This window comes from Lysobacter claricitrinus, assembly GCF_045866565.1.
Taxonomy (GTDB): Bacteria; Pseudomonadota; Gammaproteobacteria; order Xanthomonadales; family Xanthomonadaceae; genus Cognatilysobacter; species Cognatilysobacter claricitrinus.
In genome coordinates this window covers 1-25868 of the sequence record NZ_BAAFZV010000002.1, presented here as the reverse complement: position 1 = coordinate 25868, position 25868 = coordinate 1, and the positions used below count along the sequence as shown (strand labels likewise).

The 25868-nt window shown below is 65.3% G+C and carries 37 protein-coding genes; 3 read left to right on the top strand and 34 right to left on the bottom strand.

Features of this window, described 5'->3' with window-relative positions; translation table 11 throughout:
* Positions 1-4 precede the first annotated feature (4 nt).
* The 4 genes from ACKTTN_RS04720 to ACKTTN_RS04705 form a co-directional block, all read right to left on the bottom strand.
* Positions 5-988 (bottom strand): malate dehydrogenase, encoded by a 984-nt coding sequence (locus ACKTTN_RS04720; RefSeq protein ID WP_407908738.1) that lies wholly within the window; start codon positions 986-988, stop codon positions 5-7.
* Between the two features lie 108 nt (positions 989-1096).
* Positions 1097-2302 carry a pyridoxal phosphate-dependent aminotransferase gene (locus ACKTTN_RS04715; RefSeq protein WP_407908737.1) on the bottom strand — a complete coding sequence of 402 codons (1206 nt, stop codon included), beginning with the start codon at positions 2300-2302 and terminating at the stop codon, positions 1097-1099.
* Positions 2303-2467: 165 nt separating this feature from the next.
* On the bottom strand, positions 2468-2974 hold the full coding sequence (locus ACKTTN_RS04710; protein ID WP_407908736.1) for a peptidylprolyl isomerase: 507 nt from the start codon (positions 2972-2974) through the stop codon (positions 2468-2470).
* Between the two features lie 19 nt (positions 2975-2993).
* Entirely contained in the window at positions 2994-3233 is a 240-nt protein-coding gene (locus tag ACKTTN_RS04705) for a hypothetical protein (protein WP_407908735.1), read from the bottom strand.
* A gap of 77 nt (positions 3234-3310) precedes the next feature.
* On the opposite strand from ACKTTN_RS04705, the gene typA reads away from it, so the two are divergent.
* From typA to ACKTTN_RS04690, 3 genes are read left to right on the top strand one after another with little or no spacing between them, the layout of a single operon-like run.
* Positions 3311-5140, top strand: a complete 1830-nt coding sequence (gene typA / locus ACKTTN_RS04700; protein WP_407908734.1) for a translational GTPase TypA — start codon at positions 3311-3313, stop codon at positions 5138-5140.
* 18 nt (positions 5141-5158) lie between these two features.
* Positions 5159-5644, top strand: coding sequence for a DUF2127 domain-containing protein (locus tag ACKTTN_RS04695; protein WP_407908733.1), 486 nt, complete (start codon positions 5159-5161; stop codon positions 5642-5644).
* A 41-nt stretch (positions 5645-5685) separates the two neighbouring features.
* A complete protein-coding gene (locus ACKTTN_RS04690) occupies positions 5686-7320 on the top strand; it encodes an amidase (protein WP_407908732.1) in 1635 nt (544 codons plus the stop codon).
* An 87-nt stretch (positions 7321-7407) separates the two neighbouring features.
* Here ACKTTN_RS04690 and ACKTTN_RS04685 read toward each other — a convergent pair whose 3' ends face one another.
* From ACKTTN_RS04685 to tuf, 30 genes are all read right to left on the bottom strand, one after another.
* A complete protein-coding gene (locus tag ACKTTN_RS04685; protein WP_407908731.1) occupies positions 7408-8793 on the bottom strand; it encodes a class II 3-deoxy-7-phosphoheptulonate synthase in 1386 nt (461 codons plus the stop codon).
* Positions 8794-8798: 5 nt separating this feature from the next.
* Positions 8799-9305, bottom strand: coding sequence for a disulfide bond formation protein B (locus tag ACKTTN_RS04680; protein WP_407908730.1), 507 nt, complete (start codon positions 9303-9305; stop codon positions 8799-8801).
* A 495-nt stretch (positions 9306-9800) separates the two neighbouring features.
* Positions 9801-10172, bottom strand: a complete 372-nt coding sequence (rplQ, locus tag ACKTTN_RS04675; RefSeq protein ID WP_407908729.1) for a 50S ribosomal protein L17 — start codon at positions 10170-10172, stop codon at positions 9801-9803.
* A 356-nt stretch (positions 10173-10528) separates the two neighbouring features.
* Positions 10529-11527, bottom strand: a complete 999-nt coding sequence (locus ACKTTN_RS04670) for a DNA-directed RNA polymerase subunit alpha (RefSeq protein WP_407908728.1) — start codon at positions 11525-11527, stop codon at positions 10529-10531.
* A gap of 49 nt (positions 11528-11576) precedes the next feature.
* Complete coding sequence (gene rpsD / locus ACKTTN_RS04665) at positions 11577-12206, bottom strand: 30S ribosomal protein S4 (RefSeq protein ID WP_027082430.1); 630 nt, start codon at positions 12204-12206, stop codon at positions 11577-11579.
* A gap of 13 nt (positions 12207-12219) precedes the next feature.
* Entirely contained in the window at positions 12220-12612 is a 393-nt protein-coding gene (gene rpsK, locus ACKTTN_RS04660) for a 30S ribosomal protein S11 (RefSeq protein ID WP_027082429.1), read from the bottom strand.
* A 9-nt stretch (positions 12613-12621) separates the two neighbouring features.
* Entirely contained in the window at positions 12622-12978 is a 357-nt protein-coding gene (gene rpsM / locus ACKTTN_RS04655; RefSeq protein ID WP_407908727.1) for a 30S ribosomal protein S13, read from the bottom strand.
* 438 nt (positions 12979-13416) lie between these two features.
* Positions 13417-14745 (bottom strand): preprotein translocase subunit SecY, encoded by a 1329-nt coding sequence (secY, locus tag ACKTTN_RS04650; protein WP_407910009.1) that lies wholly within the window; start codon positions 14743-14745, stop codon positions 13417-13419.
* Positions 14746-14773: 28 nt separating this feature from the next.
* A complete protein-coding gene (gene rplO / locus ACKTTN_RS04645; RefSeq protein ID WP_407908726.1) occupies positions 14774-15211 on the bottom strand; it encodes a 50S ribosomal protein L15 in 438 nt (145 codons plus the stop codon).
* A gap of 6 nt (positions 15212-15217) precedes the next feature.
* Positions 15218-15418 carry a 50S ribosomal protein L30 gene (gene rpmD / locus ACKTTN_RS04640; protein WP_133479378.1) on the bottom strand — a complete coding sequence of 67 codons (201 nt, stop codon included), beginning with the start codon at positions 15416-15418 and terminating at the stop codon, positions 15218-15220.
* Complete coding sequence (rpsE, locus tag ACKTTN_RS04635) at positions 15411-15950, bottom strand: 30S ribosomal protein S5 (protein ID WP_407908725.1); 540 nt, start codon at positions 15948-15950, stop codon at positions 15411-15413. Before rpsE ends, rpmD begins: the two co-directional genes overlap by 8 nt.
* A gap of 137 nt (positions 15951-16087) precedes the next feature.
* Positions 16088-16441: a 50S ribosomal protein L18 gene (rplR, locus tag ACKTTN_RS04630; protein ID WP_407908724.1), complete on the bottom strand. Its 354-nt coding sequence runs from the start codon at positions 16439-16441 to the stop codon at positions 16088-16090.
* 63 nt (positions 16442-16504) lie between these two features.
* Entirely contained in the window at positions 16505-17032 is a 528-nt protein-coding gene (rplF, locus tag ACKTTN_RS04625; RefSeq protein WP_407908723.1) for a 50S ribosomal protein L6, read from the bottom strand.
* A 13-nt stretch (positions 17033-17045) separates the two neighbouring features.
* Positions 17046-17444 carry a 30S ribosomal protein S8 gene (gene rpsH / locus ACKTTN_RS04620; protein ID WP_407908722.1) on the bottom strand — a complete coding sequence of 133 codons (399 nt, stop codon included), beginning with the start codon at positions 17442-17444 and terminating at the stop codon, positions 17046-17048.
* Between the two features lie 95 nt (positions 17445-17539).
* The gene (rpsN, locus tag ACKTTN_RS04615) at positions 17540-17845 is read right to left on the bottom strand and encodes a 30S ribosomal protein S14 (RefSeq protein WP_407908721.1); all 306 of its coding nucleotides are present in this window, start codon (positions 17843-17845) and stop codon (positions 17540-17542) included.
* An 18-nt stretch (positions 17846-17863) separates the two neighbouring features.
* Complete coding sequence (gene rplE / locus ACKTTN_RS04610; protein ID WP_407908720.1) at positions 17864-18406, bottom strand: 50S ribosomal protein L5; 543 nt, start codon at positions 18404-18406, stop codon at positions 17864-17866.
* A gap of 11 nt (positions 18407-18417) precedes the next feature.
* On the bottom strand, positions 18418-18735 hold the full coding sequence (gene rplX, locus ACKTTN_RS04605; protein ID WP_407910008.1) for a 50S ribosomal protein L24: 318 nt from the start codon (positions 18733-18735) through the stop codon (positions 18418-18420).
* A gap of 11 nt (positions 18736-18746) precedes the next feature.
* Entirely contained in the window at positions 18747-19115 is a 369-nt protein-coding gene (gene rplN / locus ACKTTN_RS04600) for a 50S ribosomal protein L14 (RefSeq protein WP_027082417.1), read from the bottom strand.
* A gap of 14 nt (positions 19116-19129) precedes the next feature.
* Positions 19130-19399 (bottom strand): 30S ribosomal protein S17, encoded by a 270-nt coding sequence (gene rpsQ / locus ACKTTN_RS04595; protein WP_027082416.1) that lies wholly within the window; start codon positions 19397-19399, stop codon positions 19130-19132.
* A 9-nt stretch (positions 19400-19408) separates the two neighbouring features.
* The gene (gene rpmC / locus ACKTTN_RS04590) at positions 19409-19597 is read right to left on the bottom strand and encodes a 50S ribosomal protein L29 (protein WP_407908719.1); all 189 of its coding nucleotides are present in this window, start codon (positions 19595-19597) and stop codon (positions 19409-19411) included.
* Positions 19597-20010: a 50S ribosomal protein L16 gene (gene rplP / locus ACKTTN_RS04585; protein WP_027082414.1), complete on the bottom strand. Its 414-nt coding sequence runs from the start codon at positions 20008-20010 to the stop codon at positions 19597-19599. Before rplP ends, rpmC begins: the two co-directional genes overlap by 1 nt.
* 5 nt (positions 20011-20015) lie before the next feature.
* The gene (gene rpsC, locus ACKTTN_RS04580; protein WP_407908718.1) at positions 20016-20756 is read right to left on the bottom strand and encodes a 30S ribosomal protein S3; all 741 of its coding nucleotides are present in this window, start codon (positions 20754-20756) and stop codon (positions 20016-20018) included.
* A 14-nt stretch (positions 20757-20770) separates the two neighbouring features.
* Positions 20771-21106, bottom strand: a complete 336-nt coding sequence (rplV, locus tag ACKTTN_RS04575) for a 50S ribosomal protein L22 (RefSeq protein ID WP_407908717.1) — start codon at positions 21104-21106, stop codon at positions 20771-20773.
* A 10-nt stretch (positions 21107-21116) separates the two neighbouring features.
* Positions 21117-21383, bottom strand: coding sequence for a 30S ribosomal protein S19 (gene rpsS / locus ACKTTN_RS04570; protein WP_027082411.1), 267 nt, complete (start codon positions 21381-21383; stop codon positions 21117-21119).
* Between the two features lie 6 nt (positions 21384-21389).
* Positions 21390-22217 carry a 50S ribosomal protein L2 gene (gene rplB, locus ACKTTN_RS04565; protein ID WP_407908716.1) on the bottom strand — a complete coding sequence of 276 codons (828 nt, stop codon included), beginning with the start codon at positions 22215-22217 and terminating at the stop codon, positions 21390-21392.
* Positions 22218-22227: 10 nt separating this feature from the next.
* Positions 22228-22524 (bottom strand): 50S ribosomal protein L23, encoded by a 297-nt coding sequence (gene rplW / locus ACKTTN_RS04560; protein WP_407908715.1) that lies wholly within the window; start codon positions 22522-22524, stop codon positions 22228-22230.
* Positions 22521-23126 (bottom strand): 50S ribosomal protein L4, encoded by a 606-nt coding sequence (rplD, locus tag ACKTTN_RS04555; protein ID WP_407908714.1) that lies wholly within the window; start codon positions 23124-23126, stop codon positions 22521-22523. The genes rplW and rplD overlap by 4 nt, the downstream gene beginning before the upstream one ends.
* A gap of 10 nt (positions 23127-23136) precedes the next feature.
* Positions 23137-23790 (bottom strand): 50S ribosomal protein L3, encoded by a 654-nt coding sequence (gene rplC, locus ACKTTN_RS04550; RefSeq protein ID WP_407908713.1) that lies wholly within the window; start codon positions 23788-23790, stop codon positions 23137-23139.
* Between the two features lie 11 nt (positions 23791-23801).
* Positions 23802-24113, bottom strand: a complete 312-nt coding sequence (gene rpsJ / locus ACKTTN_RS04545; RefSeq protein ID WP_014161383.1) for a 30S ribosomal protein S10 — start codon at positions 24111-24113, stop codon at positions 23802-23804.
* Between the two features lie 564 nt (positions 24114-24677).
* Positions 24678-25868: an elongation factor Tu gene (tuf, locus tag ACKTTN_RS04540; RefSeq protein ID WP_407908712.1), complete on the bottom strand. Its 1191-nt coding sequence runs from the start codon at positions 25866-25868 to the stop codon at positions 24678-24680.

The following is a 25868-nucleotide window of genomic DNA, read 5'->3' as shown; positions in this document are numbered from 1 at the left end:
CGCGTTACAGCAGGTGCGCCACGCCCTGCCGCTCTTCTTCCAGCTCGGCCAGCGTCTTGTCCATCGCCGCGCGGCTGAACTCGTCGATCGGCAGGTCGGTCACGCGGGTGTACTCGCCGTTGGCGGTCGTCACCGGCACGCCGTACATCACGCCTTCCGGGATGCCGTAGCTGCCATCCGACGGCACGCCCATCGTCACCCACTTGCCGTTGCTGCCGAGCACCCAGTCGCGGATGTGGTCGATGGCCGCATTGGCCGCCGACGCCGCCGACGAGAGACCGCGCGCTTCGATGATCGCGGCGCCGCGCTTGCCGACCTTCGGGATGAACTCGTTCGCGTTCCAGTCGGCGTCGTTGATCTTGTCCTTCAGCGACACGCCGTTGACGGTGGCGAAGCGGTAGTCCGGATACATCGTCGGCGAGTGGTTGCCCCACACGACCAGCTTGTCGATGTCGCCAACAGCTACGCCGGCCTTGTTCGCGAGCTGCGACAGCGCGCGGTTGTGATCGAGTCGCAGCATCGCGGTGAAGTTCTTCGCCGGCAGGTCCGGCGCCGACTTCATCGCGATGTACGCATTCGTGTTCGCCGGGTTGCCCACGACCAGCACCTTCACGTTGCGGCTCGCGACCTTGTTCAGCGCCGCGCCCTGCGCGGTGAAGATCTTCGCGTTCTCCAGCAGCAGGTCCTTGCGCTCCATGCCCGGGCCGCGCGGACGCGCACCGACGAGCAGCGCGATGTCGGCGTCCTTGAACGCGACTTCCGCATCGTCCGTACCGACCATGCCGGCGAGCAGCGGGAACGCGCAGTCCTCGAGCTCCATCATCACGCCCTTGAGCGCGGCTTGCGCCTTCTCCATCGGCAGTTCAAGCATCTGCAGGATGACGGGCTGATCCTTGCCGAGCATTTCGCCGGACGCGATGCGGAACAGCAGCGAGTAACCGATCTGGCCGGCTGCACCGGTGACGGCGACGCGGACGGGGGTCTTCATGAAGGAACTCCGTGGAACGTGTGTGGGGTTATGACGCGAATGTTCCTGGATGCCGTCGGTCTTGCCCGACGGCTTGGACGCGGAGCTCAGGGCTTCCGCGTCCATCGATCAAGCGAGCTCGGCGCAGAATTCGCGGAAGCGGTCGAGGCCGGGCTGCAGCTGCGGTGTCGGGCAGGTGTAGCTGATGCGCAGCGCGGTGGGCGCACCGAACGCGGAGCCCGGCACGCAGGCGACGCCCTTGGCTTCGAGCAGCGCGTTGCAGAAGTCGACGTCGCCGCCGATCTTCGCGCCGCTCGGGCCATGCGTCTTGCCGAACGCGAAGCTCACGTCGGGAAACACGTAGAACGCACCCTGTGGACGCGGGCACTTGAGGCCGGCGATGCTGTCCATCACCGCCATGACCTGGTCGCGCTTGGCCTGGAATTCCGCGCACTTCTGCTGCGGGATGTCCTGCGGGCCGGTGAGCGCGGCGACCGCGGCGGCGTTCGTCACTTCGGGCAGGTTGGTGATGTGGTTCGAGTTCATCGTCACCACGGCCTGCGCAACGACTTCCGGCCCCGCCATGAAGCCCACGCGCCAGCCCGGCATGCCGTAGGTCTTGCTCAGCGAATCGATGAAGATCACGCGGTCACGCAGCTCCGGGCGGGCCTGCACGAAGTTGTGATAGCCGATGCCGTCGAACACCATGCGGTTGTAGATGTCGTCGGTGATGACCCACGTTTCCGGGTACTTCGCGATGACGTCGGCGAGCGCGGTGATCTCGTCCTTCGAATAGACCATGCCGGTCGGGTTCGACGGGTTGTTGAACAGGAACACGCGCGGCTTCTTCGCGAGCGCGGCGTCGAGCTGCGCGGGAGTCAACTTGTAGTTCTGTTCGGCCGGGCACGGCAGCAGGTCGATCTTCGCGTTGACGATCTCGGCGATGTCGAGATAGCTCGTCCAGTACGGCGTCGGGAACGCGATGGTGTCGCCTTCGTCGAGCAGCGATTCGCAGAGGTTGTAGATGACGTGCTTGGCGCCGATGCCGGTCGCGCAGTTGGCGCGCGTGTAGCCGGTCAGGCCGACTTCGGCCATGTGCGCGAGGAACGCGTCGATCAGCGCGTCGGGGCCGCGGTTGCTGCCGTACTGGCCGCTGTCGTGCTTGAGCGCATTGGCGGCGGCCTCGTAGACATGCGGGCCGGGCAGGAAGTTCGGGACGCCGATCGAGAAGCTGATGATGTCGCGGCCTTCGGCCTTGAGACGCTTGGCCTTTTCGGCGACCTGCATGATCGCGCTGGGTTTGGCGCGGCCAATGCGCGAGGCGAGACGGGGCATCGCGGAACCTCGAAAAATACGGCGGTGAAGGCCAGCCGAGGCGCGACGGCGCAGGGGCCGGAACAGGGGCGAAATGGTATCACGTGAAACTATCGCGCCGGCGCCGAGCGGCCCGGACGCGACGACGCCCGCCGGGGTCACCGGCGGGCGCCGCGGACGAACGACTTACGGACGGGCGTTGGCGTCGAGCGTCTTGTTCCACTCGGCGACGCGGTCGGCCTTCGCGGCCAGCACGGCGTCGGTGTCGCCCTCGATCTTGACCGAGCGGATGATGTCGCCCTGCTTCACCGAGTCGACGATGTCCTGCCCTTCCAGCACCTTGCCGAACACGGTGTGCTTGCCGTCGAGCCACGGCGTCGACACGTGGGTGATGAAGAACTGGCTGCCGTTGGTGTTCGGGCCGGCGTTGGCCATCGAGAGCACGCCACGGTCGTGCGACAGGCCGTTGCGCGCCTCGTCCTCGAACTTGTAGCCCGGGCCACCGGTGCCGGTGCCCTTGGGGCAGCCGCCCTGGATCATGAAGTCGTTGATGACGCGGTGGAACGACAGGCCATCGTAGAAGCCGCGCTTGGCCAGGTTGACGAAGTTGGCGACCGTGAGCGGCGCCTTGTCGGCGGCGAGCTCGACGCGGATCGGACCGCGGTCGGTGTCGAAGTTGGCGATGAGGGACATGGAAACTCCTGGGGGAGGGTCAGCGGGAGGATTTGGAGGCGGCGGCGGTCGCCAGCGCGTAGCGGGCGAACTGCGCGCCGCAGCCGACGATGCCGAGGCCGCCCAGCGCGAGCAGCAGCAGATCGGTACCGCGCGGCAGCGCAGACCCATCGATGACGCCATTGCGCAGCAACAGGCCGGCCACGATGCACAGCGCGGCGACGGTGTCGACCACGATCAGCCAGCGCGGAAACGGCAGTACGGACGGCTGTTCAGACATGACGGGCGTCGACGGCGACTAGACCGCTATAATAGCCGGCTTCCCTTCTCAGCTTGCGCCTTAAGGCGTCTCTTCGCATGTCTATCGAACGCCTGCGCAACATCGCCATCGTCGCCCACGTCGACCATGGCAAGACCACCCTCGTCGATTGCCTTCTCAAGCAGTCCGGCACGTTCAACGAGCGCACCGTGCTCGCCGAGCGCGTCATGGACAGCAACGACCAGGAAAAGGAACGTGGCATCACGATCCTTTCGAAGAACACCGCGATCACCTGGAACGGCAATCGCATCAACATCGTCGACACCCCGGGCCACGCCGACTTCGGTGGCGAGGTCGAGCGCGTGCTGTCGATGGTCGACTCCGTGCTGATCCTCGTCGACGCGATGGACGGCCCGATGCCGCAGACGCGCTTCGTCACGCAGAAGGCGTTCGCGATGGGCTTCAAGCCGATCGTCGTCGTCAACAAGATCGACCGCCCGGGCGCGCGCCCGGACTGGGTGATCGACCAGGTGTTCGACCTGTTCGACAAGCTCGGCGCGACCAACGAACAGCTCGACTTCCCGATCGTGTACGCGTCCGCGCTGCACGGTTACGCGAGCCTCGACGATCAGGCGCGCAGCGGCGACATGACGCCGCTCTACGAAGCGATCATGAAGCACGTCGAGCCGCCGAAGGTCGATCCGGACGGCCCGTTCCAGATGCGCATCAGCCAGCTGGACTACAGCAACTTCGTCGGCCTGATCGGCGTCGGTCGCGTGCAGCGCGGCAAGGTGCGTACGAACATGCCGGTCAGCGTCGTCGACCGCGAAGGCAAGAAGCGCCAGGGCAAGGTGCTGCAGGTGCTCGGATTCATGGGCCTTGAGCGCATCGAAGTGCCGGAAGCGGAAGCCGGCGACATCATCGCGATCTCCGGCGTGCAGGACCTCAGCATCTCCGACACCGTCTGCGCGCTCGACGCGCCGGAAGCGCTGCCGGCGCTCACCGTCGACGAGCCGACGATCTCGATGACGTTCCAGGTCAACAACTCGCCGTTCGCGGGTAACAAGGATCTTTCCGGCGGCAAGTTCCTCACCAGCCGCCAGCTGCGCGAGCGCCTCGAGCGCGAGACGCTTCACAACGTCGCGCTGAAGGTCGAGGAAGGTTCCGACCCGGACAAGTTCCTCGTGTCCGGCCGCGGCGAGCTGCACCTGTCGGTGCTGATCGAGAACATGCGTCGCGAAGGCTTCGAGCTCGCGGTGTCGCGCCCGGAAGTCATCATCAAGGAGATCGACGGGCAGATGATGGAGCCGGTTGAGCAACTCGTCGTCGACATCGAAGAGCAGCACCAGGGCGGCGTCATGGAGAAGTTGGGCACCCGCAAGGCGCAGCTAAAGAACATGGAATCCGACGGCAAGGGCCGCGTGCGCCTGGATTACATGATCCCGGCGCGTGGCCTGATCGGCTTCCAGAACGAGTTCCGGACGCTGACCCAGGGCTCGGGCCTGCTGTTCCACGTGTTCGACCACTACGGCCCGAAGGAACAGGGCGCGATCGCCAAGCGCATCAACGGCGTGCTGATCGCCAATGCCGCCGGCGCGACGCCCGCGTATTCGCTTGGACCGCTGCAGGAACGCGGCCGCCTGTTCGCCGCGGAAGGCGACATGGTCTACGAGGGCCAGCTGATCGGCATCCACTCGAAGGACAACGACCTCACCGTCAATGCCATCAAGACCAAGCCGCTGACCAACATGCGCGCTTCGGGCAAGGACGACGCGATCCAGCTGAGCCCGGCGATCAAGTACACGCTGGAGCAGGCGCTGGACTTCATCGAGGACGACGAACTGGTCGAGGTCACGCCGAAGGAAATCCGTCTGCGCAAGAAGTTCCTGACGGAAACCGACCGCAAGCGCGAATCGCGCAAGGGCTGAGCCGGTACACTCGCGCCGGTGACGGACCACCCCCGCCCGTACAACACGAATCCGCGCGCCCATCCCGGGCTGCGCGTGATCGCACTGGTCGAAGGCTCCAAGGGCCTGCTCGCGCTGCTTGCGGCGAGCGGGCTGGAGATCCTCGGCCCGCTGCCGCTGCGCAGCGCGGTGCATGCGCTGATCCGCCATTTCGAGCTGAGTTCGACCGACGGCCCGCTGGCGTGGCTCGCCAACGCCATCAGCGCCGGTGCGGTGCATGCGACCGCCGCGATCGCGGCCGGTTACGGCCTGCTGCACGCGGTCGAAGCGTGGGGCCTGTGGCGTGACAAGGCGTGGGCGTCGTGGCTCGGCTGCGTCGCCGCCGCGATCTACCTGCCGTTCGACGTCTACGCGCTCTGGCACCACCCCGGCTGGCCGGCGATGACGCTGCTCGTCGTCAACGTCGTCGTGGTCTACGTGCTGGCGCGAGACCTGTTCCGCCGTCGAGCCCGCTTGCCCGTCTGAGCGCATCGTCGGATGCTGGCGTGTCCCCGCCGGAGACCGCCATGCGCCGCGCACCGCCTGCTCTCCTCCTCACGCTGACGCTCGTCGGTTGCGCCACCGCGCCGCCTCCGGAACCCGAAGGCAGCGGTCCGACCATGACCGTCACCGCCCCCTCGGCGATCGGTTTCCATTTCCCGTTCGAAGACGCCGACATCGCGACGTTGCAGAAGCGCATGTCGACCGACGGGTTGACCAGCCATGCATTGACGCAGGGCTACCTCGACCGCATCGCCGCGCTCGACGATGACGGCCCGCGACTCAACGCGGTGCTCGCACTCAATCCCGACGCGCTGCGCGAAGCCGACACGCTCGATGAGGAGCGCCGTAACGGCCACGTGCGCGGCCCGTTGCACGGCATTCCGATCCTGATCAAGGACAACATCGACGCGACGCCGATGGCGACCACCGCGGGTTCGCTTGCACTCTCGGACTATCACCCGTCGCGCGATGCGTTCCTCGTGCAACGCCTGCGCGCTGCCGGCGCGGTGATCCTCGGCAAGACCAACCTCAGCGAGTGGGCGAACTTCCGCTCGACGCGTTCGATCTCCGGCTGGAGCGCGGTCGGCGGGCAGACGCGGAACCCGTACGCGCTCGATCGCAACCCCTGCGGATCGAGTTCCGGCAGCGGCACCGCCGCCGCAGCGAGCCTCGCCGCCGCAACCATCGGCACCGAGACCGACGGCAGCATCATCTGCCCCGCGTCGGTGACCGGCGTGGTCGGCATGAAGCCAACGGTGGGCCTGGTGAGCCGCAAGGGCATCGTGCCGATCTCCGCGAGCCAGGACACCGCCGGCCCGATGGCGCGCAGCGTCGCCGACGCGGCCGCGCTGCTGTCGGCGATCGCCGCACCTGATCCGAAAGATGCGGCGAACGGTGGCAAGTCGCGACCGAAATCCGTCGACTACACCGCGCACCTCAAGCGCGACGCGCTGCAGGGCGCGCGCATCGGCGTGCTCCGCAAGAGCGCGGGCTACCACCCGGAAGTCGACGCCGCATTCGATCGCGCGATCGAAGCGCTCAAGGCCGCGGGCGCGACCATCGTCGAGACGTCCATCCCGACCGCAGGCAAGTGGGACGACGCCGAGAACGCCGTGCTGCTGTCCGAATTCCGCCCGGGCCTCGAGTCCTATCTCGCCGCCGGCGACGCGCCGGTGCGTCGCCTGGGCGACATCGTCGAATTCAACCGAACGCACGAATCGCAGGAGATGCCGTACTTCGGGCAGGAGCTGTTCGAGCAGGCACTGAAGGCTCCAGCGCTTTCGTCAGCGAAGTACAAGTCGGCGCGCGACACCGCCCGCCGCCTTGCCGGGCCGCAGGGCATCGATGCCGCGCTCAAGCGGCAGAAGCTTGATGCACTGGTCGCGCCGGCGACCGGGCCGTCGTGGCGCATCGATACCGTGCTCGGCGATCACTTCAGCGGCGCCGGTTATGGTGCTGCAGCCGTCGCCGGCTATCCGAGCATCAGCGTGCCGATGGGCGACGCGCACGGGCTTCCGCTCGGCCTGGTGTTCCTCGGCAAGAAATGGAGCGAGCCGCGACTGATCGAACTCGCGTATTCGTTCGAACAGGCGACGCATGCGCGCACGGCGCCGCGCTTTCTCCCCACGATCGACGACGTGGCGACGACCGAACACTGATCGCCCATCTGTCACAAAAAGAACAGCCCCGCGATCGTTTGATCGCAGGGCCGCGGATGAAGCTCTTCCTTAGGCCGACGTCGGCGCTTACACCGGCGCGCTGATCTGCGTCTGCTTGCGCACGATGAGCATCGCGATTTCCAGCGCCTGTTCGTAGTTCAGTCGCGGATCCACGCTGCTGCGATACGCGCGCTCCAGGTCGATCTCGGTGAGCTCGCGCGCGCCGCCGAGGCATTCGGTGACGTCTTCGCCCGTGAGCTCGAGATGCACGCCACCCAGGCGCGTTCCGGCCGCGGCGTGCAGGTCGAACGACGCATCCACTTCGGTCGCGATGTTTGCGAAACGACGCGTCTTGTAACCATTCGCCGTCGACTCGGTATTGCCGTGCATCGGGTCGCATACCCACAGCACGCGGCGACCGTCGCGACGCATCGCGTCGAGCAATGGCGGCAGCTTCTCCGCGATCTGCGACGCACCCATGCGATGGATGAAAGTGAGCCGTCCCGCTTCGTCTTCGGGATTCAGCACATCGACCAGCCTGAGCAGCATGTCCGGCGTCACCGACGGCCCGATCTTCACCGCGATCGGGTTGCGGATGCCGCGCAGGAATTCGACGTGTGCGCCGTCGATCTGCGCCGTACGCATGCCGATCCACGGGAAATGCGTGCCGAGATCGAACCATCCCCAGTTGCGCGGCACCTGCCGCGTCATCGCTTCCTCGTACGGCAGCAGCAACGCTTCGTGCGACGTGTAGAAATCGACGCGATTGAGGTTGTGCACCTCGGCGCCGGACAGCGTCTCCATGAAGCGCACCGCATCGCCGATCGCGGCGACCATGCGGCGGTATTCGTCGGCGAGCGGCGAATGGCCGACCCAGCCGAGATCCCAGTACTCCGGGTGATGCAGGTCGGCGAAGCCGCCGTCGATCAGCGCGCGGACGAAGTTCATCGTCATCGCCGATCGCGCATGCGCCTTGATCATGCGACGCGGATCGGGACGGCGCGCCTCGGGCGTGAATGCCGGCGCATTGACGATGTCGCCGCGATAGCTCGGCAGGCTCACGCCGTCGATCGTCTCCATGTCGGCCGACCGCGGCTTGGCGTACTGGCCCGCGAAACGGCCGACGCGCACCACCGGCTTGCGCATGCCGTGCACGAGCACGAGCGACATCTGCAGCAGCACCTTGAGGCGATTGGAGATGACGTCCGACGAGCATTCGTCGAAGTTTTCCGCACAGTCACCGCCCTGCAACAGGAAGCGCTTGCCTTCCTGTGCCTCGGCAAGCTGCTGCTTGAGGCTCAGGATTTCCCACGACGTCACCAGCGGCGGCAGCCGGTGCAGTTCGGCGAGCGCGGACTCGAACTCGCCGGCGTCCGGATACTGCGGCATCTGCATCGCCGGGCGCGCACGCCACGACTGCGCATTCCACTCGCGGGGAAGCGTCACGGCCTGCAGGTTGTCGTTCGTTGCCATTTTTCTCACCTTCGACGGAACGCAGCGAATGCGATCCACAACGCCAGCACTACGAAACTGATCAGCGTCCAAACCGGCATCGACTGGCCGAGGAACGTCCACTCGATCTTCGCGCATTGACCGTCACCGGTCAGTACTTTCCGGATGAGCTGGATGAACGGCAGCGTCTCGCGAAGGAACGCGAACGGCGGCCCGCACGACGGCACCTGATCCGGCGGCAGGTGCTGGATCCACACGTGACGACCGGCCACGGCGGCGCCGGCAATCGCGGGGATCAGCGCCAGCACACCCCACGAGCGACGGCCGGCCGGCCGCTTCGGGCCAACGAGTCCGCCGATCAGAAAGACGACGCCCAGCGACATCACCGCGATGCGCTGGAAGATGCACAGCGGGCACGGCTCGAGCTTGAGCACGTGCTCGGCGTAAAGCGCGTACGCCATGAGCGCACAGCAGGCGAGGAAGCCCAGCAGGAACTGGACGCGGAACGAAGCGCGGAACGGATTGAGAGCCATAAGGCAGCGTGATCCCCGGATGCGTCCATGGTCGCAGGGCAGCGCGCGGGACGCAAAGCGCGGGAGCGCATGAGTGTCGGTGTTTTTCGCGGCGCGCTGCCCGGCGTTCAGTTGCGGTGATCCTGGATGTCGACCAACGCTGCTGTCAGCTGCGACGCGCTCGACGGCGGGGCCATCGCGCCATGCGACTCCGACTTCGACGCCGAACCCGGCGTCGCGGCTTGCGCGTCGGTGTCTCGGCACGACGCGGCTCCCACATGCGAGGTATCGCGATGTCGACCTCTTAGGTCACGCGTCGCCGAAGCAGTCCGCGGCTGATGGTAGCGTCGCGACACGTCTACGCCCCGCCGCAGCTACCCTGCGCCCGCACTACTGCGCGGCGCGAGTAGCTGCGATCAATCTCGCCATATCGCCCCGAAAAAGCAAAAACCCCGGCGCGAGCCGGGGTTTTCGTCGCGATCGGCCACCGAAGTCGCCGATCGATTTCAATGCTGCTTACTGCGCCGCATCCGGACGGTCGACGAGCTCGACGTACGCCATCGGCGCGTTGTCGCCGGCGCGGAAGCCGCACTTGAGGATGCGCAGGTACCCGCCCGGACGTTCGCGGTAACGCGGGCCGAGCTCGATGAACAGCTTGCCCACCGCTTCCTTGTCGCGCAGGCGCGAGAAAGCGAGGCGGCGATTGGCGACACCGTCGACCTTGCCGAGGGTGATGAGCGGCTCGGCGACGCGGCGGAGCTCCTTGGCCTTCGGGAGCGTGGTACGGATCAGGCCCGTCTTGATCAGCGACGCCGCCATGTTGGTGAACATGGCATCGCGGTGGGCGCTGGTGCGGCTGAACTTGCGGCCGGCTTTCTGGTGGCGCATGGCGATCGATTCCTAAGTGAATGTTGGAACTGCTGGATTTCGCTGTCGCCATCCCGGCGTTGACGCTGTGGACTGCGGATGGTCCGGATCCGGCCGTCCTGGCCGGAATGCCGCGGGCTGTTGCGCCCGTCGGGGAAAGCAGGATCCCGTCCAGTGGGCGGGATCCGGTGCCGGCACGCTTCGGCGTTCTGGCGGGTCTTGCTACGTGGCGCCTAGATGCGGTGCCGCGTGGTGTTGCTTGATCTACACCTGCGAAAGCAGGCAACGAGGGAAGCGGGTTCTCTCGTTGCCCGGCCCGCGCCAGCGGCGCTGGCGTTCGGCGCGGCAGAACGCGTGCGCGTCCTAGCCGCCGCGCGTCACCCCATCATTCCATGCGACGCGATGCCGGCCGGCGGCCAGTTCTCGAGACGCATGCCGAGGGCAAGGCCGCGCTGCGCGAGCACTTCCTTGATCTCGGTGAGCGACTTCTTGCCGAGGTTCGGCGTCTTGAGCAGCTCGACTTCCGTCTTCTGGATCAGATCGCCGACGTAGTAGATGTTCTCGGCCTTGAGGCAGTTGGCCGAACGCACCGTCAGCTCGAGATCGTCGATCGGACGCAGCAGCAGCGGGTCGACACCACCGGTCGCCGGCTTCGCCGCACCGCGCTCGCGGTGGGTGAAGTCGCCGAACACCGACAGCTGATCGGTGAGGATGTCGGCCGCGGTGCGGACCGCTTCCTCGGCGTCGATCGTGCCGTTGGTTTCGATGTCGAGAACCAGCTTGTCGAGGTCGGTACGCTGCTCGACGCGCGCGGCTTCCACCGCATACGCGACGCGACGGACCGGCGAGAACGACGCGTCCAGCATCAGGCGACCGATGGCGCGGGTCTCCTCGTCCGGACGACGACGCGCGGCGGCGGGCTGGTAGCCGTAGCCACGCTCGATCTTCAGACGCATGTTGAGCGCGGTGTCCTTGGTCAGGTGCGCGACAACGTGCTCCGGGTTGATGATCTCGACGTTGTGGTCGGTACGGATGTCACCGGCGGTGACGATGCCCGGGCCCGACTTGTTGAGCGACAGCATCGCGCTGTCACCCGTGTGCATGCGGATGGCGACGTCCTTGAGGTTCAGCAGAACCTCGAGCACGTCTTCTTCAAGGCCTTCGACCGTGGTGTACTCGTGGAGCACGCCATCGATCTCCACCTCGGTAATTGCGAACCCGGGGATCGACGAAAGCAGGACGCGACGCAGCGCATTGCCGAGGGTGTGGCCATAGCCGCGCTCCAGCGGCTCGATCACGACCTTGGCGCGATTGCCGGTCAGACGTTCGATCTGGGGACCACGCGGGCGCAATACCTGGTTGGCGGTAACCGTCATGTTGTGGCTTCTCCTGGGGGCCGACGTCGTCACGCCGGCCCGGATGAAATTACTTCGAGTACAACTCGACGATGAGCGCTTCGTTGATGTCGGCCGGCAGGTCTGCACGGTCCGGAACCGACTTGAAGACGCCGGCGAACTTCTTCGCGTCGACTTCAATCCACGACGGCGACAGATCCATCTGCTGGGCGACCGTCAGGGCCTCCTGCACACGGAGCTGCTTCTGCGCGCGCTCGGCAAGCGCGATCGCATCACCGGCCTTCACCTGGTACGACGGCAGATTGACGATCTTGCCGTTGACGGTGACGCCGCGATGGCTGACGAGCTGGCGAGCAGCCGCGCGGGTGACCGCGAAGCCCATGCGATAGATGACGTTGTCGAGACGCGTCTCGAGCAACTGCAGCAGGTTCTCGCCGGTGTTGCCCTTCCGGTTCGAAGCCTTCTTGTAGTAGTTGCGGAACTGACGCTCCAGCAGACCGTAGATACGCTTGACCTTCTGCTTCTCGCGAAGCTGGGTGGCGTAGTCGGACAGCTTGCCCTTGCGGGCGGTGGCGCCGTGCTGGCCGGGCTTCTGCTCGAGCTTGCACTTCGAGTCGAGAGCACGGGCGGGCGACTTCAGGCTGAGGTCGGCGCCTTCGCGGCGCGCGAGCTTACAGGTAGGACCGATATAGCGTGCCATGTCTTATTCCTCCTCAGACGCGGCGCTTCTTCGGCGGACGGCATCCGTTGTGCGGGATGGGCGTCACGTCGATGATGTTGAGGATCTTGTAGCCGACGTTGTTGAGCGAACGCACGGCCGACTCACGACCCGGACCCGGGCCCTTGATGCGGACTTCCAGCGCCTTGACGCCGTAGTCCATCGCAGCGCGACCGGCCTTTTCGGCGGCGACCTGCGCAGCGAACGGGGTCGACTTGCGCGAACCGCGGAAACCCGCGCCGCCCGACGTCGCCCACGACAGCGCATTACCCTGGCGGTCGGTGATCGTGATGATGGTGTTGTTGAACGAAGCGTGGACGTGCGCGATGCCATCGGTGACGACGCGCTTGATCTTCTTCTTCGGAGCTTTCGCGGCAGGCTTGGCCATGTCGGTTCCTTACTTCTTGATGGCCTTGCGCGGACCCTTGCGGGTGCGTGCATTGGTCCGGGTGCGCTGACCACGCAGCGGCAGGCCGCGACGGTGACGGAGGCCGCGGTAGCAACCGAGGTCCATCAGGCGCTTGATCGCCATGCCGATTTCGCGGCGGAGGTCACCCTCGACCACGAACTTGCCGACTTCGCCACGGAGGCGCTCGACTTCCGGCTCGGACAGGTCACGGATCTTGGTCGTCGGCTCGACACCCGCCGACTCGCAGACCTGCTTGGAACGGGTACGGCCGATGCCGTAGATGCTCTGCAGCCCCACCCAGACATGCTTCTGGGCAGGCAGGTTCACACCTGCAATACGCGCCATGAGGCGATCTCCAAACTGAAATGCGCCAGGCTCGCGCCCGGCGGTGAACTCTCGAGAAAACTCGATGTGATGTGTCCCGGCTTGCTTGGAGCCGATGCGGTGAACCGCTTCGACCCGGCATGGGGAGTGTGCCCATGCTCCGGCGACGAACCCCGGCTGTACCGGACACCGCGGCGAACCGCCCTGCCCGGCCCCGCGCGCTCCTCAGGCGCGCGTATGGCCAAGGGTTCACCCGTGCGCGGGACTGCCGCCCGGGTCGCCCATGTGCGACGGTCGACTCGAAGGTCAACGCGCCGCGTCGTGTTTCGTTTCGCCGTCCAGGCCGGGATTCAAACCGGTCGGCCATCCTGGCCTGCGAGCAGCTGGAGCCGCCCAGCGGACCATTATGCCATCAAACCGTCCGCCGTGCAGCCCACGTGACGGCGCCGAGCGACGGTATCAGCGGCCGCGGTTGCCGCCGCGCAGGTTTGCCTTCTTCAGCAGGCTTTCGTACTGGTGGGACATCAGGTGCGCCTGGATCTGCGCGATGAAGTCCATCACCACCACGACCACGATCAGCAGCGACGTGCCGCCGAAGTAGAACGACGTGCCGAGCTGCGTGCGCATGATTTCCGGCAGCAGGCAGACCAGCACCAGATAGATCGCACCGGCTGCGGTCAGGCGCGTCAGCACGCCGTCGATGTAGTCGGCGGTGGCGCGGCCCGGCCGGATGCCCGGGATCAACGCGCCCGACTTCTTCAGGTTCTCGGCCGTTTCCTGCGAGTTGAAGACCAGCGCGGTGTAGAAGAACGCGAAGCCGATGATCAGCGCCGCATAGAGGATCATGTGCAGCGGCTCGCCCGGCGACAGCATCTGGCTGAGCTTGAGCAGCCACGACTGCGAATTGTTCTGGCTGAACCACGTCGCGGCCGTGGCCGGGAACATGACGATGCTGGACGCGAAGATCGCCGGGATGACGCCCGACATGTTGAGCTTCAGCGGCAGGAACGACGACTGGTTCTGGTAGGCGTTGCGGCCACCCTGGCGACGCGCATAGTTCACCGTGATGCGACGCTGGCCGCGCTCGACGAACACGACGAAGTACGTGAAACCGAGCACCAATGCGGCGGTGATCAGCGCAGCCGGTGCGGCCATGTCGCCGTCGCGGATCTGGCCGAGCATGTTGACGATCTCGGCCGGGATGCGCGAGACGATGCCGGCGAAGATCAGCAGTGAGATGCCATTGCCGATGCCGCGTTCGGTGATCTGCTCACCCAGCCACATCAGGAAGATCGTACCGGCGGTGAGTGCAACGACCGCGGTGATGATGAAGCCGGGACCGCCGGCGTACACGACCGGCGTACCGCCCGGCGCGCTCGCGGTCTGCAGCCACGTCGCGATTCCCCACGCCTGGAACACGGCGAGCGGGATCGTGCCAAGGCGCGACCACTGGTTGATCTTGCGTCGCCCCGACTCGCCCTCCTTCTGGATGGCCTTCAGGCTCGGCACGATCTGCGTCAGCAGCTGGACGACGATCGACGACGAGATGTACGGCGCGACGTTCAACGCGAACAGGCTCAGGCGATGCAGTGCACCGCCCGAGAACATGTTGAACATGTCAACGATCGTCCCCTGGCGGGTCGACATGAAGTCGACCATCGCCTGGGGATTCACGCCCGGGACCGGGACGTAGCAACCGATTCGATAGACGATCAACGCCGCGACGACGAACAGAAGTCGCTGGCGGAGCTCGGTGAACTTACCGAGGCCGCCGCCGAGGCCGGCCATCGAACTGTTGCTACGCGCCATCAGGCCCTTACTCCGAGATCGATCCGCCAGCGGCTTCGATCGCCGCCTTCGCGCCCGCCGTGGCCGACACACCCTTCAGGGTGAAAGCCTTGGTGACGTCGCCCTTCTTCACCAGCTTCACCTTCTTCGCGTTCGGCGGCACGAGGCCCGCTTCCTTCAGCGAGGTGATGGTGATTTCGCCGGCTTCAAGACCCTCGAGGGCGTACAGCAGCACCTCGGCGGATTCCTTGGCCGTCATCGAGCGGAAACCGATCTTCGGCAGGCGGCGCTGCATGGGCATCTGGCCGCCTTCGAAACCGGCCTTGATCTTGCCCTTGCCCGCGCGAGCGAACGAACCCTTGTGGCCGCGACCGCAGGTCTTGCCCAGGCCGGAACCGATACCACGACCGACGCGCTTGGGCTCGGTACGCGCGCCCTCACCGGGCTGCAGAGTGTTGAGACGCATGGTCGATTACTCCTCGACGCGAACGAGGTAGTGAACCTTGTTGATCAGACCGCGTACCTGCGGGCTGTCCTTCAGTTCACGCACATCGTTGAGCTTGTTGAGACCCAGCGCGCGCACGGACAGCCGATGAATCGACTGCGTGCCGCGAAGACCCTTGACCAGACGGACCTTGACGGTACCGCCCTCGACAGCCTGGTGCTTAGCCATGGACCAGGTCCTCCACCTTCTTGCCGCGCTTGGCCGCGATCTGCGACGGCGACCGGATGTCGGTCAGGCCGCGCATCGTGGCGCGCACGAGGTTGATCGGATTGCGCGAACCGACGGCCTTGGCGAGGACGTTCTTGACGCCCGCCGCTTCCAGCACCGCACGCATCGCGCCGCCGGCGATGACGCCGGTACCTTCGGACGCCGGCTGCATGAACACGCGGGCCGCGCCGTGGCCGGCCTTGACCGTGTGCCACAGGGTGCCGTTGTTGAGGTCGACGTTGGTCATCGACTTGCGCGCGTGCTCCATCGACTTCTGGATGGCGACCGGCACTTCGCGTGCCTTGCCGTAACCGAAACCGACCTTGCCGTTGCCGTCGCCCACCACCGTCAACGCGGTGAAGGTGAACTGGCGGCCGCCCTTGACGGTCTTGCTGACACGGTTGACCGTGATCAGCTTCTCGATCATGCCGTCGTCGACTTCTTCGCGGTTGCGATCACGATCGCGACCGCGCTGCTGACGTTCTTCTGCCATGTTGGTTCTCTGTAGTGAAAGGATTTGCGGCGTTGCCGCTTATCGTTGTGGATTACCGCGGGTGCATCGACGGCGCGGGAATCCGCGCCGTAGCCCGGTGCGCGTCTGCACCGGCAGGCCGAACGGCATAGCCGTTCTTAGAACTGCAGACCACCTTCACGAGCGGCATCGGCAAGCGCCTTGATGCGGCCGTGGTAGCGGTAGCCCGAACGATCGAACGCGACCTTCTCGATGCCGGCGGCCTTCGCCTTCTCGGCGATCGTGCGACCGACCTTGACGGCGGCATCGGCGTTCTTGCCGTTCTTCAGGCCGTCACGCACGTCCGACTGGACGGTCGACGCAGCAGCGAGGACCTTCGAGCCGTCGGCCGAGAAGATCTGCGCGTATAGGTGCTGACCGGTGCGAAGCACCGACAGGCGCGGAACGCCGAGCACACGGATGTGCGAGCGGGTCGACTTGGCGCGGCGAAGGCGAGCGATTTTCTTGTGCATGGTGTTGTCCTCGAAAGCTGAAGGCGGAAGGTCCGGCGCCGCGGTGGGCGGCGCCCGGCCGGATTAGGCCTTCTTGGCTTCCTTACGAATGATCACTTCGCCCGCGTACTTCACACCCTTGCCCTTGTAGGGCTCCGGCGGACGGAAACCGCGGATCTTGGCGGCCACTTCACCGACGAGTTGCTTGTCGGTGCCCGCGACCAGGATCTCGGTCTGCGTCGGCGTGGTGATGGTGATGCCTTCCGGCGCCGGGAACACGACCGGGTGCGAGAACCCCAGCGACAGGTTCAGGTCCTTGCCCTGCATCGACGCGCGGTAGCCGACGCCGACCAGCTCGAGCTTCTTCTCGAAACCGTCGGAAACGCCCTTGACCATGTTGGCCAGGATGGCGCGCAGCGTACCGGTAAGCGGGATCAGCGCGGCGTCCGGCGTCGTGAACACGGCGGTGCCGTCTTCAATCTTGACGTCGATGGCGGCGGGCTTCGGAACGCTGAGCGCGCCCTTCGGGCCCTTCGCACTGATCGATTCCGGCTGGATATTGAGCTCGACACCCTTCGGGAGGGCGACCGGCTTCTTGGCAACTCGGGACATGTCGATTCCTCCCTTAGGCCACGAAGCACAGGACTTCGCCGCCGACGCCCTGCTGGCGCGCCTGCGAGTCGGTCATGATGCCCTTCGAGGTGGAGATGATGGCGATACCGAGGCCGTTGAGGACCTTCGGCAGCTCGGACTTGCCACGGTACTGGCGACGGCTCGAACGCGAGAAGCGCTCAAGACGCTCGATCACCGGGCGGCCCTCGTAATACTTCAGCGCGATCTCGAGCTCGGTTTTGCCCGGGCCCGCTTCGGCGGTACGGAAGTCGAGGATGTAGCCCTCGTCCTTCAGCACCTTCGCGATCGCGACCTTGATCTTGGACGACGGCAGGGTTACCGACTGCTTGCGCACGGCAGCCGCATTCTTGATGCGGACCAGCATGTCGGCGATGGGATCAGTCATGCTCATGAGAGTTTCCTTATGAGAAGCACCGATATCCGCGGGATTGCGAATTTCAGTTGTAAGCCGCGACGGGTCGCCCCGTCGCGGTAAAGCGGACTATGTTACCAGCTTGCCTTGCGCAGGCCGGGCACATCGCCATTCATCGTCGCCTTGCGCAGCATGTTGCGGCCGAGGCCGAACTTGCGATAGACGCCACGCGGACGACCCGACAGCGCGCAACGGTTGCGCTGGCGCGACGGAGAGGAGTCACGCGGCAGCTTCTGCAGCTTGACGACCGCGTCCATCTTGTCTTCGTAAGAAGCGTTGGTGCTGGCGATGATCTTCTTCAGCTCGTCACGCTTCGCGCCGTAGCGCTTCGCGAGCTTCGCGCGCTTGATCTCGCGGTTGACCATGGAGGTCTTTGCCATGTCTGTCGTCCTTTGGGATCAGTTGCGGAACGGAAAGCGGAAGGCTTCGAGCAGCGCCTTGGCTTCGGCGTCGGTCTTCGCGGTCGTGGTGATCGCGATGTCCATGCCGCGCAGCGCGTCGACCTGATCGAAATCGATTTCCGGGAAGATGATCTGTTCCTTGACGCCCATGTTGTAGTTGCCACGGCCGTCGAACGACTTGCCGGACACGCCGCGGAAGTCGCGGACGCGCGGAAGCGAGATGTTCACCAGGCGATCGAGGAACTCGAACATCTTGGCGCGGCGCAGGGTGACCTTCGCGCCGATCGGCCAGCCGTCGCGGATCTTGAACGATGCGACCGACACGCGGCTCTTCGTCACGATCGGCTTCTGGCCCGCGATCTTGGTCATGTCCGCGACCGCGTTTTCGAGGATCTTCTTGTTGGTCGCGGCTTCGCCCACGCCCATGTTGAGCGTGATCTTTTCCAGGCGCGGCACTTCCATCACGTTCTTGTAGCCGAACTTCTGGATGAGCTGCGGGACGACTTCGTCCTTGTAGAACTTTTCGAGACGGGTGGTCATTTCTGCATTCCTCAGGCGTCAACCGCCTCACCGCTGGAGCGGAACACACGCAATTTGCGTCCATCCTCCAGCACCTTGAAAGCAACGCGCTCGCCCTTGCCCGTCGCCGGGTTGAGCAGCATCACGTTGGACGCGTGGATCGGCGCTTCGCGCTCGATCACGCCACCCGGCTGACCCGCCTGCGGGTTCGGCTTGGTGTGGCGCTTGACCACATTGATATTGGACACGACGACCTTGTCGCCGAGCATGCGGACGACTTCGCCCTGCTTGCCCTTGTCCTTGCCAGCGATGACGACCACCTGGTCGCCCTTGCGGATACGGTTCATCAGTCTTCCTCCGCTCAGAGCACTTCAGGGGCGAGCGACACGATCTTCATGAACTTTTCGGTACGCAGCTCGCGCGTGACCGGTCCGAAGATGCGGGTGCCGATCGGCTCCTGCTTGTTGTTGAGCAGCACGGCGGCATTGCCGTCGAAACGGATCAGCGAACCGTCGGGACGACGGACGCCCTTGCGGGTGCGCACGACGACGGCGTCGTACACGTCGCCCTTCTTCACCTTGCCGCGCGGAATGGCGTCCTTGACGGACACTTTGATGATGTCACCGATGCCGGCGTAACGGCGCTTCGAGCCGCCCAGCACCTTGATGCACATCACTTCCTTCGCGCCGGAATTGTCGGCCACGTCGAGGTAGCTCTGCATCTGGATCATGATTCGCTCTCCTCTTAACCGGCCGCGCGGGTGACGACCTGCACCACGCGCCAGTTCTTGGTCTTCGACATCGGCGCGATTTCCTGCAGGCGGACGATGTCGCCCTCGTTGCAGGAGTTGTCGGCGTCATGCGCGTGCAGCTTAGACGAGCGACGGATGTACTTGCCGTACAGCGCGTGCTTGACCTGGCGCTCGATGAGCACGGTTACGGTCTTGTCCATCTTGTTGCTGACGACGCGACCTTCGACCGTGCGAATTGCCTTCTCTGTATTGTTGTCGGTCATGGCGGGTCCTTACTTCTGGTTCTGGCCCAGCAGCATCTTCGTGCGAGCAATCTCGCGACGGACGCGGCGGACGTTGTGGCTCGCGGCGAGCTGCCCCGTGGCCTGCTGCATGCGGAGCGCGAAACGCTCCTTGTGCAGGTCGGTCAGGTGGGAGTTCAGCTCGTCGGCCGACTTCGTGCGGAGTTCCTTGAGGTCCATTAGCGCACCGTGCGGGTAACGAAGGTGGTGGTCACGGAGAGCTTGGCCGAGGCGAGGCGGAACGCTTCGCGCGCGACTTCCTCGCTGACGCCCTCGATCTCGTAAATCATGCGACCCGGCTGGATCTGCGCGACCCAATACTCGACGTTGCCCTTACCCGAGCCCATTCGGACTTCGATCGGCTTCTGGGTAATCGGCTTGTCGGGGAACACGCGGATCCACATCTTGCCGCCACGCTTGACGTAGCGGCTGATCGCGCGGCGGGCCGCTTCGATCTGGCGCGCGGTGAGCTGGCCGTGGGCGGTTGCCTTCAGGCCGAACTCGCCGAAGCTGACGGCGTTCGCGCTCCAGCTCAGACCGTCATTGCGGCCCTTGTGCATCTTGCGGAATTTGGTTCGCTTGGGTTGCAGCATGGCGATTACCTCTGCTCGCGGCCGCGACGATCATTGCGATCGCCACGATCACCGCGGTCCGAGCGCTCGCCGCGCGGCGACGAGTTCTCTTCCTGCTTTTCCTGGCCGACCTGGGCGAAGTCGAAGATCTCGCCCTTGTAGATCCAGGTCTTGATACCGATGATCCCGTACGTGGTCTTCGCTTCAGCGAAGCCGTAGTCGATATCGGCGCGGAGGGTGTGCAGCGGCACGCGGCCTTCGCGGTACCACTCCGAACGGGCGATTTCCGCACCGTTGAGACGGCCAGCGACGTTGACCTTGATGCCCAGCGCACCGAGGCGCATCGCGTTGCCGACCGCACGCTTCATCGCGCGGCGGAACATGATGCGGCGCTCGAGCTGCTGCGCGATCGACTCGGCGACGAGCTGCGCGTCGAGCTCCGGCTTGCGGACCTCCGACACGTTGATGTGCGCCGGAACGCCCATCACGTCGCTGACTTCCTTACGCAGCTTCTCGATGTCCTCGCCGCGCTTGCCGATCACCACGCCCGGACGGGCGGTGTGGATCGTGACGCGCGCGTTGTTGGCGGGACGCTCGATGAGGATCTTCGAGATACCGGCCTGTGCCAGCTTCTTGCGAAGCAGCTCGCGAACCTTCAGGTCGGCCGACAGGTAGCCGGCGTACTGCTTCTTGTTGGCGAACCACTTCGAGTTCCAGTCCTTGGCGATGCCCAGGCGGATACCGGTGGGATGTACTTTATGACCCATGAGTCTGCTCCGCCTTACTTGCCTGCGCCCACGACCACAGTGATGTGGCTGGTGCGCTTGAGGATGCGGGTGCCGCGGCCCTTGGCCCGCGCCATGAAGCGCTTCAGCGTCGGACCTTCGTCGACCATGATGGTCTTGACGCGCAGGTCGTCGGCATCCGCGCCGAGGTTGTTCTCGGCGTTCGAGGCAGCGGAGAACACGATCTTGTAGATCATGCCCGCGACCTTCTTGTCGGAGAACTTGAGCAGGCTGAGGGCGCGCTCGACCGGCAGGCCACGGACCTGGTCGGCGACGAGACGGGCCTTCTGGGGGGAGATGCGCGCGCTGCGCAGGATGGCTTTCGCTTCCATGGTCATCTCCTTACTTCGACTTCTTGTCCGCGACATGGCCCTTGAACGTCCGGGTCATGGCGAACTCGCCGAGCTTGTGACCGACCATGTTCTCGTTCACGAGAACCGGGATGTGATTCTTCCCGTTATGGACGGCGATCGTGAAGCCGATCATTTCCGGCAGGACGGTCGAACGACGCGACCAGGTCTTGATCGGCTTCTTGTTGTTGCCCGCGGTCTCCACCTTCTTGATGAGATGGTGGTCGACGAACGGACCCTTCTTGAGTGAACGTGGCATGGCCGATTAGCTCCTGCGATCGCGAACGATGAACTGCTGCGTCCGCTTGTTCTTGCGGGTCTTGTAACCCTTGGTCGGGACGCCCCACGGGGTGACCGGATGCGGATTACCCTGGCCTGCCTTCGCCTCACCACCGCCGTGCGGATGGTCGACCGGGTTCATGGCCGCGCCGCGAACGGTCGGGCGGACACCACGCCAGCGCTTCGCACCGGCCTTGCCCAGCTTCTCGAGGTTGTGCTCGTCGTTGCCGACTTCGCCAATCGTCGCGCAGCAATCGGCCGGCACCTTGCGCATTTCACCCGAACGCAGGCGAAGCGTGGCGTAGCCCTGCTCGCGAGCGACCAGCTGCACGCCAGCGCCAGCGGCGCGGGCGAGCTGCGCACCCTTGCCCGGCTTCATCTCGATGCAATGCACCGTGGAGCCGACCGGGATGTTGGTGAGCGGCAGCGTGTTGCCGACGCGGATCGGAGCATCACGGCCCGCGATCACCTGATCGCCGGTCGCCAGGCCCTTCGGCGCGATGATGTAACGACGCTCACCATCGACGTAGCACAGCAGCGCGATGTGCGCGGTGCGGTTCGGGTCGTACTCGATGCGCTCGACGCGGGCGGGGATACCGACCTTGTCGCGCTTGAAGTCGATGATGCGGTAATGCTGCTTGTGGCCACCGCCGACGTGACGCGTCGTGATGCGGCCATGGTGGTTGCGGCCACCGGTCTTGCCCTGCTTCTCCACGAGACCCTGGTACGGATCACCCTTGTGGAGACCGGGGGTCACGACGCGGACCGCGCTGCGGCGACCCGGCGAAGTGGGCTTGAAGGTCATCAATGCCATCTGTCTATCCTCAGGCCGTGGCCATCACGTCGATCGACTGGCCTTCGGCCAGCGTCACGTAGGCCTTGCGCCAGTCGGCGCGATGGCCCATGCGGAACTTGAAGGCCTTGCCCTTGCCCTTCATGTTGACCACGTTCACCGCGCGGACGTTGACGCCGAAAATCTTTTCGACGGCTTCCTTGATCTCGAGCTTGTTGGCGTCGGTGGCGACCTCGAACACGTACTGGTTCGAGACTTCCTGCAGACGCGCCGTCTTTTCCGAGATGCGCGGGGCGCGGATGATGCTGTAGAGCTTGGCGTCGTTCATGCCAGCCACTCCTCGATCTTCTTGACCGCGTCAGCGGTGAACACCACCGAGTCGGCGCCGACGAGCGTCACCGGGTCGAGACCCTGGACATCGCGGACTTCGACGTACGGCAGGTTGCGCGCCGACAGGTACAGGTTCTCCGTCGCATCCTCGGTCACGAGGAGCGGGCGGCGGCCGGTGCCGAGATCCTTGAGCTTGGTGATCAGGTCCTTGGTCTTCGGCGCTTCCATTTCGAAAGCATCGACGACCGAGATGCGGCCCTGACGGTTGAGCTCGGACAGGATCGACGCCATCGCGGCGCGATACATCTTGCGGTTGACCTTCTGCGCGAAGCTGCGCGGCTTGGCCGCGAAGGTCACGCCGCCGCCGACGAAGATCGGAGCCGTCAGCGCGCCATGACGCGCACCGCCGCCCTTCTGCTTCTTCGACTTCTTGGTGGTGCCGTTGACTTCCGCACGGGTCTTCTGGGCCTTGGTGCCCGAGCGACCGGCGTTGCGGTAGGCGACGACGACCTGGTGCACCAGGTCTTCGCTGAAATCACGACCGAAGATCGCGTCGGAGACCGACAGCTTCTTGTCGCTGTTGTTGATGGCGAGTTCCATCGTGTTCTCCTTAGCCCTTGGTCGTCGGGCGGACGATGACGTCGCCACCCGGCGCACCCGGGATCGCACCCTTGACGGCGATCAGGCCGCGCTCGGCGTCCACGCGGACGACCTCGAGGCCCTGGATCGTCTTGGTCTCGGCGCCCATGTGACCGGACATCTTCTTGCCCGGGAACACGCGGCCCGGCGTCTGGCGCTGGCCGATCGAGCCCGGCGAACGATGCGAGAGCGAGTTACCGTGGGTGGCGTCACCCATGGTGAAGTTCCAGCGCTTGATCGTGCCCTGGAAGCCCTTGCCCTTGCTGACGCCCTGGACGTCGACCATCTGGCCGGGCTCGAAGATGTCGGCCTTGATCTCGCCGCCAATTTCGAAACCATTGATCTGGTCGTTCTCGACGCGCAGCTCCCACAGGCCACGGCCGCCTTCGACCTTCGCCTTGGCGAGGTGACCGGCTTCCGGCTTGGTGAGCAGCGACGCGCGACGCACGCCGACGGTGACCTGCAGGGCGCTGTAGCCGTCCGTGTCAGGGGTCTTGATCTGGGTGATGCGGTTCGGCGTCGCTTCGATCAGCGTCACCGGCACCGACTTGCCGTCTTCAAGGAAGACGCGGCTCATGCCGGCCTTGCGACCGACAATGCCCAACGAATACTTCTTCGCGGTCATGGTGGGAGGCCTCAGGTCAGCTTGATCTGGACGTCAACGCCCGCCGCGAGCTCGAGCTTCATCAGCGCGTCCACGGTCTTGTCGTTGGGGTCGACGATGTCGAGCACGCGCTTGTGCGTGCGGGTCTCGTACTGGTCACGCGCATCCTTGTCGGCATGCGGCGAAACGAGGATGGTGTAGCGCTCGATCTTGGTCGGCAGCGGGATCGGGCCGCGCACTTGCGCGCCGGTCCGCTTGGCCGTCTCGACGATCTCGCTGGCCGAGCGATCGATCAGTCGGTGATCGTACGCTTTCAGCCGGATTCGGATCTTCTGGTCCGCCATGACGGGATTTCCTTCGGTAAAGAGCGACGGGCACGGCGGCTTCATGCGCCGAACCCCACGGTGGCCACGTACCTCGTGCCTTGCGGCCGGTGACACGCGAAAAACAAAGCGAGCCGGTTTCCCGGCTCGCCAGACAAGAAAGTATAGGACGCGTGAAGCCCGTCGGCAAGCAGCGCTAGCTGCGGCCGGAGCGACACACGACGCTTCCCTGTCGGACGAATACGAGTGGCGTCCTGCCCCTCATTTCGCTGTCGATCCCTCGAACAAGTTCGAAGGGACCGCGATTCTAGCCTGTATGCGAAGACCGCGTAAAGAGGCGAACTGCCGAATTTCGCAGTCCAAGGCGACGAGCGGTGCGTTTTTTCCGCCGTCGTCGGTCGGACATGCGAACCGAGATCGAGCCCGACCGCCAACCGCAGCTCGCAACGGCCGCTAGGGCGCGACCGCGCTTCAGGCCTTCATAGGAAGGGGCGCCGAGGCGCCCCTTCTTTGTCGCATCGATCCGACCGCATGGCTGGATCGACCGCGACCGTCATCCGGACAGGCGCCCGGCCGACGGCCTACTTACTTCAGGATCTTCGCCACGACGCCGGCGCCGACGGTACGGCCGCCTTCGCGGATCGCGAAGCGCAGGCCATCGTCCATCGCCACCGGGTTGATCAGCTCGACCACCATCTTGATGTTGTCGCCCGGCATGACCATTTCCACGCCTTCCGGCAGCGTCACCGCACCGGTGATGTCGGTCGTGCGGAAGTAGAACTGCGGACGGTAGCCCTTGAAGAACGGGGTGTGACGGCCGCCCTCGTCCTTCGACAGCACGTACACCTCGGCTTCGAACGTGGTGTGCGGCGTGATCGAACCCGGCTTGGCCAGCACCTGGCCGCGCTCGACGTCGTCACGCTTGGTGCCGCGCAGCAGCAGGCCGGCGTTGTCGCCCGCCTGGCCCTGGTCGAGCAGCTTGCGGAACATCTCGACGCCGGTGACCGTGGTCTTCTGCGTCGGGCGGATGCCGACGATTTCGATTTCGTCGCCCACCTTGATGATGCCGCGCTCGATGCGGCCCGTGACCACCGTGCCGCGACCGGAGATCGAGAACACGTCCTCGACCGGCATCAGGAACGGCTTGTCGATCGCGCGCTCCGGCTCCGGGATGAACGTGTCCAGCGCGTCCACCAGCTTCAGGATCGCCGGCACGCCGATGTCCGACTGGTCGCCTTCCAGCGCCAGACGGGCCGAGCCGTGGATGATCGGGGTGTCGTCGCCCGGGAACTCGTACTTCGACAGAAGCTCACGCACTTCCATCTCGACCAGCTCCAGCAGCTCGGCGTCGTCCACCATGTCGGCCTTGTTCAGGAACACGACGATGTACGGCACGCCGACCTGGCGCGACAGCAGGATGTGCTCGCGCGTCTGCGGCATCGGGCCGTCCGCGGCCGAACACACCAGGATCGCGCCGTCCATCTGCGCCGCACCCGTGATCATGTTCTTGACGTAGTCGGCGTGGCCCGGGCAATCGACGTGCGCGTAGTGACGGTTCGCGCTTTCGTATTCCACGTGCGCCGTCGAGATCGTGATGCCGCGCGCCTTCTCTTCCGGCGCCGCGTCGATCGCGTCATAGGCCTTGAACTCACCGCCAAAACGCTCCGCGCCCACCTTCGTCAGCGCGGCCGTCAGCGTGGTCTTGCCATGATCGACGTGACCGATCGTGCCCACGTTCACGTGGGGCTTGGTGCGCTCGAACTTACCCTTGGCCAT

Bases quoted from the DNA above. Each gene is read 5' to 3' on its own strand.
- ACKTTN_RS04680 (WP_407908730.1), bottom strand. From the start codon at position 9,305: ATGGCTCTCAATCCGTTCCGCGCTTCGTTCCGCGTCCAGTTCCTGCTG.
- rplE (WP_407908720.1), bottom strand. From the start codon at position 18,406: ATGACCACCCGTCTCGAAAAGTTCTACAAGGACGAAGTCGTCCCGCAG.
- tuf (WP_407908712.1), bottom strand. From the start codon at position 25,868: ATGGCCAAGGGTAAGTTCGAGCGCACCAAGCCCCACGTGAACGTGGGC.
- rpsS (WP_027082411.1), bottom strand. From the start codon at position 21,383: ATGCCACGTTCACTCAAGAAGGGTCCGTTCGTCGACCACCATCTCATC.
- rplB (WP_407908716.1), bottom strand. From the start codon at position 22,217: ATGGCATTGATGACCTTCAAGCCCACTTCGCCGGGTCGCCGCAGCGCG.
- rplO (WP_407908726.1), bottom strand. From the start codon at position 15,211: ATGCGTCTCAACACTCTGCAGCCCGGTGAGGGCGCGCGTACCGAGCCC.
- ACKTTN_RS04720 (WP_407908738.1), bottom strand. From the start codon at position 988: ATGAAGACCCCCGTCCGCGTCGCCGTCACCGGTGCAGCCGGCCAGATC.
- rplN (WP_027082417.1), bottom strand. From the start codon at position 19,115: ATGATCCAGATGCAGAGCTACCTCGACGTGGCCGACAATTCCGGCGCG.
- ACKTTN_RS04670 (WP_407908728.1), bottom strand. From the start codon at position 11,527: ATGACGGTTACCGCCAACCAGGTATTGCGCCCGCGTGGTCCCCAGATC.
- ACKTTN_RS04710 (WP_407908736.1), bottom strand. From the start codon at position 2,974: ATGTCCCTCATCGCCAACTTCGACACCGACCGCGGTCCGATCCGCGTC.
- ACKTTN_RS04690 (WP_407908732.1), top strand. From the start codon at position 5,686: ATGCGCCGCGCACCGCCTGCTCTCCTCCTCACGCTGACGCTCGTCGGT.
- rpmD (WP_133479378.1), bottom strand. From the start codon at position 15,418: ATGGCTAAGCACCAGGCTGTCGAGGGCGGTACCGTCAAGGTCCGTCTG.
- rpsN (WP_407908721.1), bottom strand. From the start codon at position 17,845: ATGGCAAAGACCTCCATGGTCAACCGCGAGATCAAGCGCGCGAAGCTC.
- rpsJ (WP_014161383.1), bottom strand. From the start codon at position 24,113: ATGGCGGACCAGAAGATCCGAATCCGGCTGAAAGCGTACGATCACCGA.
- rplV (WP_407908717.1), bottom strand. From the start codon at position 21,106: ATGGAAGCGAAAGCCATCCTGCGCAGCGCGCGCATCTCCCCCCAGAAG.
- rplQ (WP_407908729.1), bottom strand. From the start codon at position 10,172: ATGCGCCACCAGAAAGCCGGCCGCAAGTTCAGCCGCACCAGCGCCCAC.
- rplF (WP_407908723.1), bottom strand. From the start codon at position 17,032: ATGTCCCGAGTTGCCAAGAAGCCGGTCGCCCTCCCGAAGGGTGTCGAG.
- typA (WP_407908734.1), top strand. From the start codon at position 3,311: ATGTCTATCGAACGCCTGCGCAACATCGCCATCGTCGCCCACGTCGAC.
- rplP (WP_027082414.1), bottom strand. From the start codon at position 20,010: ATGCTGCAACCCAAGCGAACCAAATTCCGCAAGATGCACAAGGGCCGC.
- rpmC (WP_407908719.1), bottom strand. From the start codon at position 19,597: ATGGACCTCAAGGAACTCCGCACGAAGTCGGCCGACGAGCTGAACTCC.
- rpsD (WP_027082430.1), bottom strand. From the start codon at position 12,206: ATGGCACGCTATATCGGTCCTACCTGTAAGCTCGCGCGCCGCGAAGGC.
- rpsK (WP_027082429.1), bottom strand. From the start codon at position 12,612: ATGGCCAAGCCTGCCGCGAAAGCTCCGAAGAAGAAGATCAAGCGCGTC.
- ACKTTN_RS04685 (WP_407908731.1), bottom strand. From the start codon at position 8,793: ATGGCAACGAACGACAACCTGCAGGCCGTGACGCTTCCCCGCGAGTGG.
- ACKTTN_RS04715 (WP_407908737.1), bottom strand. From the start codon at position 2,302: ATGCCCCGTCTCGCCTCGCGCATTGGCCGCGCCAAACCCAGCGCGATC.
- rpsH (WP_407908722.1), bottom strand. From the start codon at position 17,444: ATGAGCATGACTGATCCCATCGCCGACATGCTGGTCCGCATCAAGAAT.
- rpsC (WP_407908718.1), bottom strand. From the start codon at position 20,756: ATGGGTCATAAAGTACATCCCACCGGTATCCGCCTGGGCATCGCCAAG.
- rpsE (WP_407908725.1), bottom strand. From the start codon at position 15,950: ATGGCAGAAGAACGTCAGCAGCGCGGTCGCGATCGTGATCGCAACCGC.
- rpsM (WP_407908727.1), bottom strand. From the start codon at position 12,978: ATGGCGCGTATTGCAGGTGTGAACCTGCCTGCCCAGAAGCATGTCTGG.
- rplW (WP_407908715.1), bottom strand. From the start codon at position 22,524: ATGAACGACGCCAAGCTCTACAGCATCATCCGCGCCCCGCGCATCTCG.
- ACKTTN_RS04705 (WP_407908735.1), bottom strand. From the start codon at position 3,233: ATGTCTGAACAGCCGTCCGTACTGCCGTTTCCGCGCTGGCTGATCGTG.
- rplD (WP_407908714.1), bottom strand. From the start codon at position 23,126: ATGGAACTCGCCATCAACAACAGCGACAAGAAGCTGTCGGTCTCCGAC.
- rplC (WP_407908713.1), bottom strand. From the start codon at position 23,790: ATGACCGCGAAGAAGTATTCGTTGGGCATTGTCGGTCGCAAGGCCGGC.
- rpsQ (WP_027082416.1), bottom strand. From the start codon at position 19,399: ATGACCGACAACAATACAGAGAAGGCAATTCGCACGGTCGAAGGTCGC.
- secY (WP_407910009.1), bottom strand. From the start codon at position 14,745: ATGGCCGGCCTCGGCGGCGGCCTCGGTAAGTTCACCGAGCTCCGCCAG.
- rplR (WP_407908724.1), bottom strand. From the start codon at position 16,441: ATGCACAAGAAAATCGCTCGCCTTCGCCGCGCCAAGTCGACCCGCTCG.